The sequence below is a fragment of the Actinomadura napierensis genome (assembly GCF_039529375.1).
Taxonomy (GTDB): domain Bacteria; phylum Actinomycetota; class Actinomycetes; order Streptosporangiales; family Streptosporangiaceae; genus Spirillospora; species Spirillospora napierensis.
On record NZ_BAAAMR010000155.1, the window covers coordinates 1 to 17,216 of the forward strand.

The 17,216-nt window shown below is 72.1% G+C and carries 12 protein-coding genes and 1 pseudogene; 8 read left to right on the top strand and 5 right to left on the bottom strand.

Features of this window, described 5'->3' with window-relative positions:
• Window positions 1–389: pseudogene (locus tag ABD296_RS45065) on the top strand (hypothetical protein); the annotation flags it as partial.
• A 68-nt stretch (window positions 390–457) separates the two neighbouring features.
• Here the strand turns inward: ABD296_RS45065 and ABD296_RS45070 are convergent.
• Window positions 458–847, bottom strand: coding sequence for a DUF5319 domain-containing protein (locus ABD296_RS45070; RefSeq protein ID WP_344283112.1), 390 nt, complete (start codon window positions 845–847; stop codon window positions 458–460).
• A gap of 288 nt (window positions 848–1,135) precedes the next feature.
• On the opposite strand from ABD296_RS45070, the gene guaB reads away from it, so the two are divergent.
• The 3 genes from guaB to glpD all read left to right on the top strand — a co-directional run bounded on the left by guaB (window position 1,136) and on the right by glpD (window position 5,876).
• Window positions 1,136–2,632, top strand: a complete 1,497-nt coding sequence (guaB, locus tag ABD296_RS45075) for an IMP dehydrogenase (protein WP_344283115.1) — start codon at window positions 1,136–1,138, stop codon at window positions 2,630–2,632.
• Window positions 2,633–2,922: 290 nt separating this feature from the next.
• Window positions 2,923–4,038 carry a GuaB3 family IMP dehydrogenase-related protein gene (locus tag ABD296_RS45080; RefSeq protein WP_344283146.1) on the top strand — a complete coding sequence of 372 codons (1,116 nt, stop codon included), beginning with the start codon at window positions 2,923–2,925 and terminating at the stop codon, window positions 4,036–4,038.
• Window positions 4,039–4,136: 98 nt separating this feature from the next.
• Window positions 4,137–5,876 (top strand): glycerol-3-phosphate dehydrogenase, encoded by a 1,740-nt coding sequence (gene glpD, locus ABD296_RS45085; RefSeq protein WP_344283118.1) that lies wholly within the window; start codon window positions 4,137–4,139, stop codon window positions 5,874–5,876.
• A 683-nt stretch (window positions 5,877–6,559) separates the two neighbouring features.
• On the opposite strand, the gene ABD296_RS45090 is transcribed toward glpD, so the two are convergent.
• A complete protein-coding gene (locus ABD296_RS45090) occupies window positions 6,560–7,714 on the bottom strand; it encodes a TetR/AcrR family transcriptional regulator (RefSeq protein ID WP_344283121.1) in 1,155 nt (384 codons plus the stop codon).
• A 290-nt stretch (window positions 7,715–8,004) separates the two neighbouring features.
• Here ABD296_RS45090 and ABD296_RS45095 point away from each other — a divergent pair, with 290 nt between their 5' ends.
• Together ABD296_RS45095 and ABD296_RS45100 are read left to right on the top strand one after the other, a co-directional pair.
• Window positions 8,005–9,585, top strand: a complete 1,581-nt coding sequence (locus ABD296_RS45095; RefSeq protein ID WP_344283124.1) for a succinic semialdehyde dehydrogenase — start codon at window positions 8,005–8,007, stop codon at window positions 9,583–9,585.
• Window positions 9,586–9,587: 2 nt separating this feature from the next.
• A complete protein-coding gene (locus ABD296_RS45100; RefSeq protein WP_344283127.1) occupies window positions 9,588–11,345 on the top strand; it encodes a GMC family oxidoreductase in 1,758 nt (585 codons plus the stop codon).
• Between the two features lie 285 nt (window positions 11,346–11,630).
• On the opposite strand, the gene ABD296_RS45105 is transcribed toward ABD296_RS45100, so the two are convergent.
• Window positions 11,631–12,539 carry a zinc metalloprotease gene (locus ABD296_RS45105; protein ID WP_344283130.1) on the bottom strand — a complete coding sequence of 303 codons (909 nt, stop codon included), beginning with the start codon at window positions 12,537–12,539 and terminating at the stop codon, window positions 11,631–11,633.
• Between the two features lie 220 nt (window positions 12,540–12,759).
• Here ABD296_RS45105 and ABD296_RS45110 point away from each other — a divergent pair, with 220 nt between their 5' ends.
• A complete protein-coding gene (locus ABD296_RS45110) occupies window positions 12,760–13,494 on the top strand; it encodes a DNA alkylation repair protein (RefSeq protein WP_344283133.1) in 735 nt (244 codons plus the stop codon).
• Window positions 13,495–13,588: 94 nt separating this feature from the next.
• Here ABD296_RS45110 and ABD296_RS45115 read toward each other — a convergent pair whose 3' ends face one another.
• Complete coding sequence (locus tag ABD296_RS45115) at window positions 13,589–14,629, bottom strand: zinc metalloprotease (protein ID WP_344283136.1); 1,041 nt, start codon at window positions 14,627–14,629, stop codon at window positions 13,589–13,591.
• Window positions 14,630–14,851: 222 nt separating this feature from the next.
• Here ABD296_RS45115 and guaA point away from each other — a divergent pair, with 222 nt between their 5' ends.
• On the top strand, window positions 14,852–16,426 hold the full coding sequence (gene guaA, locus ABD296_RS45120) for a glutamine-hydrolyzing GMP synthase (RefSeq protein WP_344283139.1): 1,575 nt from the start codon (window positions 14,852–14,854) through the stop codon (window positions 16,424–16,426).
• 179 nt (window positions 16,427–16,605) lie between these two features.
• Here guaA and ABD296_RS45125 read toward each other — a convergent pair.
• A partial coding sequence (locus tag ABD296_RS45125) for a carboxymuconolactone decarboxylase family protein (RefSeq protein ID WP_344283142.1) occupies window positions 16,606–17,216 on the bottom strand: 611 nt, incomplete at its 5' end.

Here is a 17,216-nt window from a genome sequence, read left to right on the forward strand (position 1 = left end):
GGCCCCCGCCCGCCGGCGCCGGCGTGACCGGCCGCGCCGAACCCGGCGCCAAGGACACCGCCGCGGGCACCCACGCCCCGCCCCGCACGCCGCAGGCGCCGGGCGCGACGGCGCCCACGCCCACACCGGCCGTTCCTGCCGCCGGAACTCCGGCCGCCGAGGACGCGGGCCACCAGGACTACGACCGCATCAAGCGGAACCTGGAACACCTTCTCCGCGCCCCCGGCCGCCCGCACCGCACCGCGCCCCACCGCACGCGGGCGCCGCGCGTCACCCCGATGGTCCGCCCGTCCGCCCCGCCCGACGACGACACGCGCCGCACCATCGAGGACATCCGCAAACGCGCCGAAAAGCGCATGCACCACTACGAAACCCCAGACCAGAACTAAGCCACTGCCCGCGGGCCGCCCCCGCAACAGCAACTGACCGGCGGCTTCCGCTGCGCTCCAGCCGCCGGTCAGTTCTCGTCGCGGCCCTCTTCGCTGTCGATCACGCCGTCGACGTAGCCGCGGGCGTACTCCCAGCTCACGTAGTCGACGGGGTCGGGGGACAGGGCGGGTTCGTGCACCCGGGGCAGGCCCTGGTCGAGCAGGTGGCGCAGGTTGCCGTGCAGCAGGTCCCAGTCGATGTAGTGCAGCTTGCCGCAGTCGGCGCAGTCGACGGTGAGGCCGCGGACCCCGAGCGGCTCCAGCAGCGCCCGGAAGACCTCCAGGTCGGCGAGGTCGGCGAGCACGTCCTCGCGCTCGGCCACGCTCAGCGGGGCGGCCTCCTCGCGGGGGTCGCCGAGCGACGCCGCCGGATCCTCCGGGTCTCCGGCGAACGGGTCGAGCGGGGCATCGTCGTGCACGAGTCCACGCTACTGCGCACCGCCCCGCCAGGTGCACCCCCCGGTCTCCTCCGTGCGTGAACAACTACCCTGCGTGTCCGATGCCACGGCGTATCCGGGGCGGGAGGTCCCGTCCGGTGGGGGAATGCGGGTGGGCGCGGCGCGCGTTACGGGGTGTCATCAAGGCCACGTGCCCGGTGTCCGCAACAGCCCGTCCCGGCGCGGGACGACGGCCTACCATGGGGACAGGGTCGCCGTGACCTGGCCGGATACCGCCACCGCTCGATGCCACCACAAGGGAAGGCCACCATGAACCCCGCCGCCGAGCCCGCCAAGTTCCTCCCGCAGGGCCTGACCTTCGACGACGTGCTGCTGCTGCCGGGCTACTCCGACCTGCAGCCGGGGGAGGCCGACACCACGACGCGGCTGACCCGGGAGATCTCGCTGCGGATCCCGCTGGTGTCGGCGGCGATGGACACGGTGACCGAGGCCCGCACGGCGGTGGCGATGGCGCGGCAGGGCGGCATCGGCGTGCTGCACCGCAACATGTCGATCGAGGAGCAGGCGGGCAAGGCCGACCGGGTGAAGCGGTCCGAGGCCGGGATGATCACCAATCCGGTGACCTGTCTGCCGGACGCGACCCTCGCCGACGTCGAGGCGCTGTGCGCCCGGTACCGGATCTCCGGTGTCCCGGTGACGGACGTACGCGGCGTCCTGGTCGGCATCGTGACGAACCGCGACATGCGCTTCGAATCCGACCTGTCCCGTTCGGTGCGCGAGGTCATGACCCCGATGCCGCTGGTCACCGCGCCGGTGGACGTGTCGCGCGACGAGGCGTTCCGGCTGCTGGCGGGCAACAAGGTGGAGAAGCTCCCGCTCGTGGACGCCGACGGCCGGCTCAAGGGCCTGATCACCACCAAGGACTTCACCAAGAGCGAGCAGTACCCCGACTCCACCAAGGACGCCGACGGCCGGCTGCTCGTCGCCGCCGCGGTCGGCGTCGGCGAGGACGCGATCAAGCGCGCGCAGGCGCTCATCGAGGCCGGCACCGACGTGGTCGTCGTGGACACCGCGCACGGCCACTCCAAGGGCGTCGCCGACACCATCGCCACGATCAAGACGAACGCGTCCGTCCAGGTCGTCGGCGGGAACGTCGCCACGTACGCGGGCGCGAAGCTGCTGATCGACGCGGGCGCGGACGCGGTCAAGGTCGGCGTCGGGCCCGGCTCGATCTGCACCACCCGGATCGTCGCCGGCGTCGGCGTCCCGCAGCTCACCGCGATCTTCGAGGCGGCCCGCGCCGCCAAGGAGGCCGGCGTGCCGGTGATCGGCGACGGCGGCCTGCAGTACTCCGGCGACATCGCCAAGGCCCTGGTCGCGGGCGCCGACACGGTGATGCTCGGCAGCCTGCTCGCCGGCGTCGAGGAGTCCCCCGGCGAGCTGATCTTCGTGCACGGCAAGCAGTACAAGTCGTACCGGGGGATGGGCTCGCTCGGCGCGATGCGCAACCGCGAGCGCGGCGCGTCCTACTCCAAGGACCGCTACGCGCAGGCCGACGTCAGCGCCGAGGAGAAGCTGATCCCCGAGGGCGTCGAGGGCCAGGTGCCCTACCGCGGCCCGCTCGCCAACGTCGCCCACCAGCTCGTCGGCGGCCTCCACCAGTCGATGTGGTATGCGGGGACCCGCACGATCCCCGAGCTGCAGGAGCGCGGCCAGCTCATGCGCATCAGCCCGGCCGGCCTGCGCGAGAGCCACCCGCACGACATCCAGATGACCGTCGAGGCCCCCAACTACCAGGGCCGCTGACCCCCGGCCCGCTCACCCTCGCGGCCGGGCCCGCCCGCCGCCGCAGCTGGGCCCGCCGGGCATTGCGACCGAGCCTGCCGGCCCACCGCGTCCGGGCCCGCCAGGCCACTGCGGCCGAGCCTGCCGGCCCACTGCGGCCGAGCCTGCCGGGCCACTGCGGCCGGGGCCGGATCCGTCCTGGTCGCGGGGTGCGCCGCGACCTGCCGTAAGCTCTTGCGGGGCTCGTTCCCGCCGCCGGCGGGAACACTGGCTTGTCCGCGAGGTGGAGGAAGGGCGCAGTGGCTGCTGAGGTGGAGATCGGCCGGGGCAAGAGCGGCCGGCGGGCGTACGCCTTCGACGACATCGGCATCGTCCCGTCGCGCCGCACGCGCGACCCGGAGGAGGTCAGCGTCGCCTGGCAGATCGACGCCTACCGGTTCGAGATGCCGCTGGTCGTCGCGCCGATGGACAGCGTGGTCAGCCCCGCCGTCGCGATCGCGATGGGCCGGATGGACGGCCTCGCCGTGCTCGACCTCGAAGGCCTGTGGACCCGCTACGAGGACCCCGAGCCGCTGCTCGCCGAGATCACCGGGCTGGACGACGCCGCCGCCACCCGCCGGCTCCAGGAGATCTACACCGCGCCGATCAAGGAGGAGCTGATCGGTCGCCGGATCCAGGAGATCCGCGACGCCGGCGTCACCGTCGCGGCGCGGCTGTCCCCGCAGCGCACCGCCCAGTTCCACAAGGCCGTCATCGACGCGGGCGTCGACCTGTTCGTCATCCGCGGCACCACCGTGTCCGCCGAGCACGTGTCCGGACGCGCCGAGCCGCTGAACCTCAAGCAGTTCATCTACGACCTCGACGTCCCCGTCATCGTCGGCGGCTGCTCCACCTACACCGCCGCGCTGCACCTGATGCGCACCGGCGCCGCCGGCGTGCTCGTCGGGTTCGGCGGCGGCTCCGGGCACACTACCCGGACCGTCCTCGGCGTCGCCGTCCCGATGGCCACCGCCGTCGCCGACGTCGCCGCCGCCCGCCGCGACTACATGGACGAGTCCGGCGGACGGTACGTGCACGTCATCGCCGACGGCGGCATGACCAACAGCGGCGACATCGCCAAGGCGTTCGCCTGCGGCTCCGACGCCGTCATGGTCGGCTCGCCGTTCGCCCGGTCCAGCGAGGCGCCCGGCCGCGGCTACCACTGGGGCAGCGAGGCCCACCACGGCGACGTCCCCCGCGGCACCCGCCTGAACCTCGGCACCATCGGCTCTCTGGAGCAGATCCTGCACGGCCCCTCGCACGTCGCGGACGGCTCGATGAACCTGATCGGCGCGCTGCGCCGCGCGATGGCGACGTCCGGCTACACGGAGTTGAAGGAGTTCCAGCGGGTACAGGTGGTGGTGGCGCCGCGCCGGTCCACCGACTGAGAGCGACCCCACGCCGAATCGGGCGTCGTGCGGGTGGACCTGTCCCTACTGTTGGGTAGGTACTGCTCGTAGAACGAACCGATCTGGGGGGAATCGCGATGACGGGATCACCTGTGACCGGGCTCGGCAGCTCACGGCTCGGCCCTGCCGAACGTGCCGCCTCGCTCGACCGGATGGCGCGCGAGGAGTTCGACGTCGTGGTCGTCGGCGGCGGGATCGTCGGGGCCGGCGCCGCGCTCGACGCGGCCACCCGCGGCCTCACGGTCGCTGTGGTCGAGGCCCGCGACTACGCGTCCGGGACGTCCTCGCGGTCGTCCAAGCTGATCCACGGCGGGCTGCGCTACCTGGAGCAGTACAACTTCGACCTGGTCCGCGAGGCGCTCACCGAGCGCAGCCTGCTGCTCCAGCAGATCGCGCCGCACCTGGTGCGTCCCGTCCCGTTCCTGCTGCCGACCACCCACCACGTGTGGGAACGCGCCTACTTCGGTGCAGGCGTCGCGCTCTACGACCTGCTGTCGCTGCAGATGGGCAACAGTCGCGGTGTCCCGCACCACCGGCACCTGACCCGCCGCGGCGCGCTGCGGCTCGCGCCGTCCCTGCGCAAGGACGCCTTCACCGGCGCCATCCAGTACTGGGACGCGCAGGTCGACGACGCCCGCTTCGTCATGACGCTGCTGCGCACCGCCGCCGAGTACGGCGCCCAGATCGCGTCTCGCACCCAGGCCATCGGCTTCCTGCGCGAGGGCGAGCGCGTCACCGGCCTGCGCATCCGCGACCTCGAAGGCAACACGACCAGCGAGGTCCGCGCCAAGCAGGTCGTCAACGCCACCGGCGTCTGGACCGACGACATCCAGGAACTCGTCGGCGGACGCGGGCAGATCCACGTCAAGGCGTCCAAGGGCATCCACCTCGTCGTCCCCAAGGACCGCATCCATTCCTCGACCGGGATCATCCTGCGCACCGAGAAGTCCGTGCTGTTCGTCATCCCGTGGGGACGGCACTGGATCATCGGCACCACCGACACCGCCTGGGACCTCGACCGGGCCCACCCCGCCGCGTCCAGGGCCGACATCGAGTACGTCCTCGACCACGTCAACACGGTCCTGACGACGCCCCTCACCCATGACGACGTCGAAGGCGTGTACGCGGGGCTGCGGCCCCTGCTCACCGGTGAGACCGACGAGACGTCCAAGCTGTCCCGCGAGCACGTCGTCGCGCACCCCGTCCCCGGCCTCGTCCTGGTCGCGGGCGGCAAGTACACCACCTACCGCGTCATGGCCAAGGACGCCATCGACGCCGTCGCCCACGGCCTCGACGGCAAGATCCCCGAATCCTGCACCGACCGGGTCCCGCTGGTCGGCGGCGACGGCTTCCAGGCCATGTGGAACGCCCGCCACCGCCTCGCCGCCCGCTACCGCGTGCACGTCGCCCGCGTCGAGCACCTGCTGCGCCGCTACGGCACCCTCACCGACGACCTGCTCGAGCTCATCTCCGACAAGCCCGACCTCGGCAAGCCGCTGAGCGGCGCCGACGACTACCTGCGCGCCGAGGTCGTCTACGCCGCCTCGCACGAGGGCGCCCGCCACCTCAACGACGTCCTCGCCCGCCGTACCCGCATCTCCATCGAGACCTGGGACCGCGGCGTCAACGTCGCCCAGGAGGCCGCCGACCTCCTCGCCCCCGTCCTCGGCTGGTCCAAGAAGCAGCGCGACCGCGAGATCGAGTACTACCGCAAGCGCGTCGAGGCCGAACGCGCCTCCCAGGCCAAGGACGACGACCAGGAAGCCGACGCCAGCCGCCGAGGCGCCCCCGACATCGTCCCCACCGCAACCCCGTAACCCGACAAACGCAGAGCCCGGCTACCGGCGCCCTCCGCCCCACGCAGGACCCCGGCCACCGGTGTCCTCCGTCTCACGCAGGGCCCTGGCCCAGTGGCGCCCTCCGCCCAGCGCAGGGCCCTGGCTAGCAGGGCCCCGGCTACTGGTGTCCTCCGCCCCACGCAGGGCCCCAGCCCGGTGACGTCCGCTCCACGCAGGCCCTCCGCTTACTGGTGCCCTCCGCACTCACGCAGGGGCCCCGCTACTGACGTGCCCTGCGTCCCACGCAGGGCCCCAGTCCGGCGCCCTCCGCTCCACGCAGCGTCCCGGCTGCTGGCGCCCGCCATCCCGCGCCTGCGCCGAGGATCTGCACCGGGGCCGCGTCGCCGCACGCACCGCACGGCTCCTGTCCGCCGCCGGCCGCTCACCGGTCCACCGCGCATCCCGCTGCGAAGCCAGGCTCAGCAAAACCTGGCTTCGCAGCCGAGTGCAGACTGCCCGCAGACGGCCCCCTCCCCGCCGCGCTCCCCGCCACCCCATCTCCGCCGTCCAGATGGGCCGACCCGAACACAAGACGAGCCCGGCAACACCCGAAGACCGCCCACGCCAGCCCGGAGACCCGCCCGCCGAGCAAGCGACCCCGCCTAGATGGCCCCATCCCGCTGAGTGCGCACATGGGTTGGTGGGGTGCGGCTGGGGGGTGGTCAGGAGGCGGCGCGGCCGAGCATCAGGTCGATGCCGGTCGAGTACAGGTCCGCGGGCACGCGGTCGGGGTCGAGCAGGTGCTGGAACGCGAGCCCGAAGTCCAGCGCCATGGCGAGGGCCGCGCGCTCGGACGGGGCGATGCCGTCTACGTCCCGCAGTTCGCTGGCCATGTGGGCGCGGCGCTCGGCGTACCAGTCGGCGATCCGCCAGCCCGCCGCGTAGTCGCGCATGCCGTACAGCCAGAACTCGACCAGCAGGAGTGCGAGCCTGCGCGCGCGGTCGTCGGAGCCGTCGCGTGCGGCGCCGCGTCCGGTGCGCTCGTCCTCGTCGCGCGACTGGTCGGCGGACCGCAGTTCGTCGCAGACGTCCGTGCCGAGCCGGTCGCTGGTGAACCGTTCGAGCAGGGCCAGCAGCAGATCCGTCTTCCCGGCGAAGTTGGAGTACACCGCCCCCTTGGTCAGCCCGGCCGCCGCGGCGATGTCGTCGAGCGAGGCACCGTGGATGCCGCGCTCCGCCCACAGGCGTTCGGCCGCCGACAGCAGGGCCGTGCGTGTCTGCTCCCGGCGCTCCTGCCGTGCGCTGACCTGCCCTCCTGGTGCCGTTCCGCGGGCGGGCTGCCGGCCGCCCTGGCCGGTGCCTGGCTGGAACGTCCGCGGCTCCCGGGTCAAGGGGCCGCCGCCGAAGCCGGGGGGCGGTGTTCCACCGGGCATCCCGGTAGGCAGGCTCCCGTCCTCGGGTTCGCCCACTCGGGCGGGAGGGACGGTGGCGCGCGGGGACGGCTCGCCCGATTCCTCCGCGAGGGGGCTCACGTCGCCTGGACGGGTCGTGGTGGCGATCGCTCCGCCGGTGTCGCGACCGGGCGAGGTTTCGGCGAGCGGGGTCCGCCGGCCCGCGGTCTCGGCGTGGACGGCGCGAGATCCGGACGGGACGGCCGTGCTCGCGCTGGGGGTGGTCGTCGTGCCTCCGGCCGGGGCGGGGCGGTCGGAGCCACCGGCGGGGCCGCCCGGCAGCGTGGCCGTGCCGGTGGACGCGGTGGTCTCGGTGGGGGGTGCGGACGGGGTGGGGCTGCCGCCGCTGGGCGGGCGCGGGGAGCGGGTGTCGCTCGCGTCCGTCGGGTCACCCTCGGGCCGTAGGTCGCCGTGGGCGTCGTTCATGTGCTGTTCCCTCCGCTGCCATGGCGCGCGTCCACGGCACTCCCGGATGCGCGGCAGCGGACGTCCGGGAGCGGCGGGATGGGCGCCGGATTCTCCTCCTGTTCTCGGAATACACCGGTCCGGCGCGGTCAGTCCCGGAGTTGCGCAACTCTCCCCGGGTTGGAACGGTCCGTTCGGTGGACGGTTGTCAGTGCCGGACGAGGAAACCCCACGAAGGTGGGGCATTTCACGGCAAGTGCCCTGTTACCTGCGGGTAGCCAAAAATGGCCAGGGGGTCATACGCTGCCTGCATGGCATCCCCGACGGTCCCTGCCAAAGGCGAGGCAACGCACGAGCTCCCGCAGTCCCTGATCGATCGGCTGGCCTCCCATGTCGCATCGGGCGGCGCCGAGACGGTCACGATCCCCACCCCGTTCACGGGCGAGCCGCTCGCGACGGTGCCGCTGTCCGGCGCGGACGACGTCCTGGCCGCCTACGAGCGGGCCCGCGAGGCGCAGCGCGCGTGGGCCGCGCTCCCGGTGAGCGAGCGCGTCAAGCCGTTCCTGAGGCTCTCGGACGCGCTGGTCGACCGGCGCGAGGAGATCCTCGACGTCATCCAGCTGGAGACCGGCAAGGCCCGCCGCCACGCGATGGAGGAGTTCCTCGACGTGGCGCTGTGCTCGCTCTACTACGCGCGGCGGGCCGGGAAGCTGCTGAAGCCGCACCGCAGGCAGGGCATGATGCCGGGCCTCACCCGCGTGCGGGAGCTGCGGCACCCCAAGGGCGTCGTCGCGCTGATCGCGCCGTGGAACTACCCGTTCGCGCTCGGCGCCAGCGACATCGCGCCGGCGCTGATGGCGGGCAACGCGGTGATCCACAAGCCGGACACCCAGACGTGCCTGTCCAGCCTGTGGGTGCTGGACCTGCTGGTCTCCCTGGGGCTGCCGCGCGACCTGTGGCAGATCGTCGTCGGCGACCCCGGAAAGATCGGCGACCCGCTGATCGACAACGCCGACTACGTCTCGTTCACCGGTTCCACCCGCGGCGGCAAGGCGATCGCCGAGCGGGTCGCGCCCCGGCTGGTCTCGTACTCGCTGGAGCTCGGCGGCAAGAACCCGATGATCGTGATGGCGGACGCCGACGTCGAGCGGACCGCGCGCGGCGCCGTCCGGGCGTGCTTCACCAACGCCGGGCAGCTGTGCATCTCGATCGAGCGGATGTACGTCCACGAGGACATCTACGACCGGTTCGTTCCGCGCCTGGTCGAGCTGGTCAAGGGGATGAAACTCGGCACCGGACTGGACTTCCAGGCCGAGATGGGCTCGCTGACCTACGAGCGCCAGCTGGACGCGGTGACGCGGCACGTCGACCAGGCCGTCAAGGAGGGCGCGACCGTCCTCGCCGGCGGCAAGGCCCGTCCGGACATCGGCCCGCTGTTCTACGAGCCGACCCTCCTCGCCGACGTCACCGGCGACATGGACCTGTGCGCCAACGAGACGTTCGGCCCGGTCGTCGCGGTCTACAAGTACCGGGACGAGGACGAGGTCATCGCGCGCGCCAACGACACCCCCTACGGCCTGAACGCCTCGGTGTGGACCAAGAACCCCGCACGGGCCCGCGGCGTCGCCGCGCGGCTGCAGGCCGGCACCGTCAACATCAACGACGGGTACGGCGCCGCCTACGCGTCCTACGACTCGCCGATGGGCGGGATGAAGCAGTCCGGCGTGGGCCGCCGGCACGGCTCCGAGGGCATGCTGAAGTTCACCGAGGTGCAGACCATCGCGAGCCAGCACATCATGGACCTCGAGCCCCCCGGCTCCATCGGCTACGACAGGTTCGCCGACGTCATGGCCACCGGGATCAAGCTGATGAAGAAGCTGCGGATCAAGTAAGGATGGCCGTGAAGCACGACTATGACGTGCTCGTCGTCGGGTCGGGGTTCGGCGGCAGCGTCTCGGCGCTGCGGCTGACCGAGAAGGGGTACAAGGTCGGCGTGATCGAGGCGGGCCGCCGGTTCGACACCGCCCCGTCCGCCGCCCCCGGCTCCCGCTACCCCGCGCTGCCGAGGACGAACTGGCGCGTCTCCCGCTACCTGTGGGCGCCCGCGCTGGGCCTCACCGGGATCCAGCGGCTGCACCTCATCCGCGGGGCGAAGTCCAGCCGGGTCATGGTGATGGCCGGCGCGGGCGTCGGCGGAGGGTCGCTCAACTACGCCAACACCCTGTACGTGCCGCCCGCGCCGTTCTTCCAGGACGGGCAGTGGGCGCACATCACCGACTGGCAGGACGAGCTCGCCCCCTTCTACGACCAGGCCAAACGGATGCTCGGCGTCGTGGAGAACCCGACCACGACCGAGGCCGACAAGGTCATGAGGAAGGTCGCCGACCGGATGGGCGCGGCCGGCACCTTCGTCAAGACCCCGGTGGGCGTCTACTTCGGCGGGGGCGCGGGCGTCGAGAGCGCCGACCCGTTCTTCGGCGGCGCGGGCCCGCGCCGCCGCGGCTGCCTGGAGTGCGGCGAGTGCATGGTGGGCTGCCGCCACGGCGCGAAGAACATGCTCACCGAGAACTACCTGTACCTCGCCGAGAAGGCCGGCGCCCGGGTGATGCCGCTCAGCCGCGTGACCTCGGTGCGGCCGCTGGCGGGCGGCGGCTACGCCGTCGAGATCGTGCGGACCGGCTCGTTCGGGCGCAACCGCAGGACGCTCACCGCCGAGCAGGTGGTGTTCGCCGCGGGCACCTACGGCACCCAGAAGCTGCTGCACAAGCTGAAGAGCACCGGTCTGCTCCCGCGCCTGTCCGATCGGCTGGGCGCGCTGACCCGCACGAACTCCGAGGCCATCCTGGGCGGCGGCCGCCGCAACGGCACACCGGGCCCGGACTTCTCCAAGGGCGTCGCGATCACCTCCTCCTTCCATCCGACTCCCGAGACCCACATCGAACCCGTCCGCTACGGCCGCGGGTCGAACCTCCTCGCCGGACTGCAGACCCTCCTGATCGACGGGGACCGGCCCGGCGAGCGGCACACCCCCCGCCTCCTGAAGTTCGCGCGCGAGGTGGTGCGCCGCCCCCGTGACCTCCTCCAGCTGTTCGACGTGCGGCACTGGTCCGAGCGCACGGTGATCGCGCTGGTCATGCAGACCCGGGACAACTCGATCACCCTGAGCCCGAAGAAGGGGCCGTTCGGCTGGGACGTCCGCGCGTCCGCGGGGCACGGGGAGCCGAACCCCACCTGGATCCCCGAGGGCCACCGGGCGACCCGCCTGATCGGCGAGGAGATCGGCGGGATCGCCGGCGGCACCTGGGGCGACCTGTTCGACGTCCCGATGACCGCGCACTTCCTCGGTGGCTGCGCCATCGGCGACTCCGCCGCATCCGGCGTCATCGACGCCTACCACCGGGCGTACGGGCATCCGGGCCTGCACATCGTGGACGGCTCGGCGGTCTCCGCCAACCTCGGCGTCAACCCGTCCCTCACGATCACCGCGCAGGCCGAACGCGCGATGTCCCTCTGGCCCAACCGGGGCGAGGCCGACTCTCGCCCCGAGCTGGGCGGCACCTATCGAAGAATCACCCCCGTCCTTCCGAAGAATCCCGTCGTCCCCCCGGATGCTCCAGCGGCACTCCACCTTCCGATCGTCGAGATCACCTGACCGGTTCCGCGACCCGGTTCGTCCCCGCCTCCGAGCCGGGCGGCGGCCGGTCCTTTCTGGCAGGCCCACCGCGTCCCATGCTCACCGCCCGGCCGAATCCCGGGAAGTGGAACGTCATTCTGTGGATAACTCCGGCCGACCGGGCCGGGAGAAGCTCAGCCGGACACCCGCCCGGACGCACGGAGCCACTCGGTGGCGTGCCCCTCGTTTCGCTGGCGTCTGACGGTGCGGGAGGAGAGTGCCCGGCGCCGGAGGGGTGGGGCTCCGGCGCCGGGACGGGCCAGGTCAGGCGCGGTAGGCGGCCCACTGGTCGCGCATGCGCTGGGTCTGGCCCGGGGTGAACTCGTACATGCAGGAGTCGTAGCTGTAGTCCATGAAGTTATGGATGGGGTCCAGCCCGGACGAGGAGCAGGTGTCGCGGCCGGTGGGGCAGCCCGAGGCGGGGCTCTGTTCGGCCGGGGTGTCGGAGACGCGGTCGCCTTGGCCGCTGCAGCCGCCCTGGAACGTGTGGTAGAGGCCCATCCAGTGGCCGACCTCGTGGGTGGCGGTGTCGCCCTCGTTGTAGTTGGTCAGCGGACCGCCGGGGACGCTCTGGTAGTGGATGACGACGCCGTCCATCGTGGGATGGGAACGGTAGTCGCTCGGGAACGTGGCCCAGCCGAGGAGGCTGTCGCCCAGGTCGGCGGTGTAGAGGTTGAGGTCCTGGGCGCCGCCGGTGTGGAGCGCGCTCTTCATCGCGGTCTCGTTGCCCTCGGGGTCGGAGAACCATGCCGGGTTGTTCGTCCGCTTGACGGAGGCGAGGGTGAAGGAGACCCCGCTGGGCGCGTATGCGTCGTTGAGGACCTTCAGCTGCTTGCTGAGGGTCGCGTCGGTCAGGCTGCCCGTGCTGCCGCTGGTGATGACCTGGAAATGCACCCGGACGGTCATCGCGGCGGCGGCCTTGACGCGGCCGGAGGTGGCGAGCTGCCCGAGACGGTTGCGGAAGTCCTTCTCCATCGCCGACACCTTCGCGGCGCCGGGTTGATGGCGCTCGGTGACGTGGGAGCCCGCGCGGACGCGGGCCTGCGCGGCGGCGGACTCGGAGCTGCACTTCGCGCCCGGAACGGGAGCGGAGAGGGCGGGGGCGGCTGCCGGCGCGTAGGCGGTGAACGCGGCGAGCATGCCGATGGCGGTGGCGATTCCAGCGCGTTTCATGGAACTCCTTGGGGGCGGCGCGCCCGGGGGACGGCGCGCGGGGGAGCGGAGTCATCGCTGGAACAAGGGTGATTGCCGACAAGGGCCGCGTCTTTGGCAAACCTGAACAAATAGGCGGAGAAAAGGGGGAATCGGGTGCCATGGCGCGAGCGCCGGATTGTCGGACCGGCGATGTAGCGTGAGCGCCGCATTGTCGGAGGGACCGCGTAGCGTCGCCGGCATGGACGTCGAGGGCGAGGCCGCGCGGATCCTGGACGAGCTCCGCGCCCAAGCCGACCCGGTGCGCGCCGACAGCGAGAAGCGCTACCTGAAGAGCGATCTCGCGCACATCGGGGTGCCCGTTCCGGCACTGCGGAAGGTGGCGCTGCGGGCGGTCAGGGCCAGGCCGGCGCGCGACGAGTTGCTCGGGCTCGTGGACGCGCTGTGGACGGTGACGGACGGGGGCCGTCCCGTCCACGAGGCTCGCATGGCGGCCGTGGAAGTGCTGGCCAGGCGGGTCGAGCTGCTGGAGCCGGGGGACCTGGCCGTGGCGGAGCGGCTCATCCGCGACTCGGCGACCTGGGCGCTGGTGGACCATCTCGCCGAGAAGGTGGTCGGCGTGCTCGTCCTCCGCTTCCCTGATCTGGGGGAGGCCCTGGACGCGTGGGTGAGCGACCCTTACCTGTGGATCCGGCGCACGTCGCTACTGGCGCTGCTACCGGGCGTTCGGGCCGGGACACCGGATCTGGACCGGCTCACCAGATACGGGGACGCCCTCCTAGAGGAGAACGAGTTCTTCATCCGCAAGGCATTGGGGTGGGTGTTACGAGAGCTGTCGAAGAAGGACCCCGGCTGGGTGTCGGCCTGGGTGCAGGACCACATCGCCGACGTCTCCGGCGTCACGATCCGCGAGGCCGTGCGCCGCCTGCCGCCCGACGATGCCGACCGCCTCCTCACCGCCTACAAGGCACGCTAACGAGCCGCGCAGCAGGCCCGCCGACCCGCCGCGCAGCAGGCCTGCCGACGCGCCGCGCAGCAGGCCCCGCCGGGGCGTGGGTGCGGTGCGGGCGTCAGCGGCGGTAGGCGGCCCAGACTTTGTGCATGCGCGCGCCCTGTCCGGCGGTGAACGACGTCATGCACGTGTCGTAGCTGTAGTCCATGAAGTTGTGGACGGGGTCGTCACCGCGTGCGGGGCAGGTGTCCTTCCCGGACGGGCAGCCGTTGGTGGGGTCGCGTTCGGCCGGGGTGTCGGACACCCGGTCGCCCTGGCCGCCGCAGCCGTCCTGGAACGTGTGGTACAGCCCGAGCCAGTGGCCGACCTCGTGGGTCGCGCTGAAGCCGCGGTTGAAGTGGTCGATCGGGCCGCCCGGCATGCTGCCGTAGTGGATGGTGACGCCGTCCATCTTGGGCTCGGACTTGTACTTCCACGGGAAGGTGGACCAGCCGAGCAGGTCGCCGCCGATACGGGCGCTGTAGAGGTTCAGGGTGCCCTTGCCGCCCTTGCGGAGCTTCGGCTTGTAGGTGCCCTCGTAGCGCTCCGGCTCGTCGAACCAGGACGCCTTGTCGGTGCGGTCGATCTTCTTCAGGTGGAACGTCACGCGCGTGTTCGCGCCGCCGTACCGCCCGCCGTAGGACGCGTTCAGCACGCTGATCTGCCGCTTCACGACCGACGGGGGGACGTTGCCCGAGGAGCCGTCGTGCAGGACGTGGAAGTACACCGGCACGCTGATGCTGCCGGCGGCGCGCAGATCGGACGGGGTGGACTGGTCGTCCGGGTGGCTCAGCGAACTGAGGCCGAGGCCGTCCAGGGTTTGGCCGAGACGCTGCTCGACGCTCGCGGACTCCGCCGGTGTCAGGGTATTGCGCTCCCGTACGTGCGCGTCGGGACGGCGCAGCCGGTCCAGCGGCGCGGCGCAGGCCTGGGGGTCGACCCGCCGGACCCGCGCGTCGGCGGAGCGTGCGGCGGGACCTGCGGCGGGGCCCGCGGCGGTGCGGTCGCCGGGGGCGGCGTCGGGGTGCGCTCGCCCGGCCGCGGCGCCCGAGCCGGCCGGACCGGTCGGCACGGCGGGGACGAGGGCGGCGATCAGGGCGGCGGCGGCGAGCAGCTTCACGACACTCCTAGGGGAGCACGCTGAATGCGTACGGACAGCGACTGGACACAGGGCGTTATCAAGACGTATCAGAGAGAAGTCCTGCTGCGCGTGTGATCAAGGTAAACGGATGCCGACCGTTTTCGGCCAGTCGCCCAATGTGACCGGCGTGACCCGGGCGCGCGCATCGGCCCTGGATGGGGCCCCGTAGACTGGAGGTCTTTCCAGGCCAGTGCGAAAGGCGTGTTGGTGGCCGTAGACCAGTCCTTTGACACCGTTCTCGTCGTCGACTTCGGCGCGCAGTACGCGCAGCTGATCGCGCGGCGGGTCCGTGAGTGCCATGTGTTCAGCGAGATCGTGCCGTCCACCATGCCGGCGGCGGAGATGCTCGCCAAGCGGCCGAAGGCGATCATCCTGTCGGGCGGGCCGGCGTCGGTGTACGAGCAGGGGGCTCCGGCGGCGCCGGACGGCCTGTTCGAGCTGGGCGTGCCGACGCTCGGGATCTGCTACGGCCACCAGGTGATGGCGCAGGCGCTCGGCGGGACGGTGGAGAACTCCGACGTCGCCGAGTACGGCGGCGCGACCGTCGCGGTGACCTCGCCCGGGATGCTGTTCGCGGGTCTGCCGAACGAGCAGGCGGTGTGGATGTCGCACCGCGACTTCGTCCGCGAGGCGCCCACCGGGTTCACGGTGACGGCGAGCACGAACGTGACGCCGGTCGCCGGCATGGAGGACCGGGAGCGCGGCTTCTTCGGCGTGCAGTTCCACCCCGAGGTGCTGCACACCGAGAACGGCATGGAGATCCTGCGGCGGTTCCTCTACGAGGGCGCGGGCTGCCGGCCGAACTGGACGATGGTGAACATCGCGGACGAGTCGATCGAGGCCGTCCGGAAGCAGGTCGGCGGGAAGCGGGCGATCTGCGCGCTGTCGGGCGGCGTCGACTCGGCGGTCGCCGGCGCGCTCGTCCAGCGCGCCATCGGCGACCAGCTGACCTGCGTGTTCGTCGACCACGGGCTGCTGCGCAAGGGCGAGCCCGAGCAGGTCGAGAAGGACTTCGTCGCGGCGACCGGGGTGAACCTGCACGTCGTGGACGCGCAGGACCGCTTCCTCGCCGCGCTGGACGGGGTGAGCGACCCGGAGGAGAAGCGGAAGATCATCGGCCGCGAGTTCATCCGGGTGTTCGAGGAGGCGGCCCGCGAGATCGTCGGCGAGGACGCGGCGGAGCCGGTCGAGTTCCTCGTCCAGGGCACCCTGTATCCCGACGTCGTGGAGTCGGGCGGCGGTACCGGTGCGGCCAACATCAAGTCGCACCACAACGTCGGCGGGCTGCCGGAGGACCTGCAGTTCAAGCTGGTCGAGCCGCTGCGGAGCCTGTTCAAGGACGAGGTCCGCGCGCTCGGGGAGCAGCTCGGCCTGCCGTCGGAGATCGTCTGGCGGCAGCCGTTCCCCGGCCCGGGCCTCGGCATCCGGATCATCGGCGCGGTCACCCGCGACCGCCTGGACATCCTGCGCGACGCGGACGCGATCGCCCGCGAGGAGCTGACCCGCGCCGGGCTCGACCGCGACATCTGGCAGTTCCCGGTCGTGCTGCTGGCCGACGTCCGGTCCGTGGGCGTGCAGGGCGACAGCCGGACCTACGGCCACCCGATCGTGCTGCGCCCGGTGACCAGCGAGGACGCCATGACGGCCGACTGGGCGAAGCTCCCGTACGACCTACTGCAGAAGATCTCGACGCGGATCACCAACGAGGTCCGCGAGGTCAACCGGGTCGCCGTCGACATCACGTCCAAGCCGCCGGGCACCATCGAGTGGGAGTGATCCCCGCCAGGGGACGTGCGGAGGCCCGGGTGCGACGAACGGCACCCGGGCCTCTCCAAGCCGCCGACCGTTGCGTGAGTACGGCAGGGGCGTAGACGTGTGAGGCCCGGGTGCGGAATCGCACCCGGGCCTCACATGTCGCGTGGAACGCCCGCGCCGGTACCGGACGCTCGCGGGTCTCAGACGGTTGCGGGGGTCAGGGCGGCCTCGGCGTCGAGGGTCGCGGCGGTCGCGTTCACGACGGCGGCGATGCGCAGGGCCTCCTGGACGAGCTCGCGCGACAGGCCGGCCTCGCGGACGACCTTCTCGTGCGACTCCAGGCACCGTCCGCAGCCGTTGATCGCCGACACGGCGAGGCACCAGAGCTCGAAGTCGACCTTGTCCACGCCCGGCTTGCCGATGATCGACATGCGCAGCTTGGCGGGCAGGGTCGCGTACGTCTCGTCGCCGATCAGGTGCGTGGCGCGGTAGTACACGTTGTTCATCGCCATGATCGACGCGGCGCCCTTGGCCGCCTCGAAGGCCTCGGCGGACAGGTAGTCGCCGGCCTCCTCGGCCAGCTCGCGGATGACGGTCGCGCTCCGGGTGGCGAGCGCGCAGGCCAGCACCGTCCCCCACAGCTGCTGGTCGGACAGCTGCGAGGTGGAGGTCAGCGAGCCGAGGTTGAGCTTGGTGTCCTTGGCGTAGCCCGGGAGGGCGCCCTTCAGCGCGTCAACGCTCATGATGTCGAGTCCTTTCGTGCGGACGGCCGGCCGCGCGGCGCGGGCCGGCGGCCGGGACCGGGCCGGCG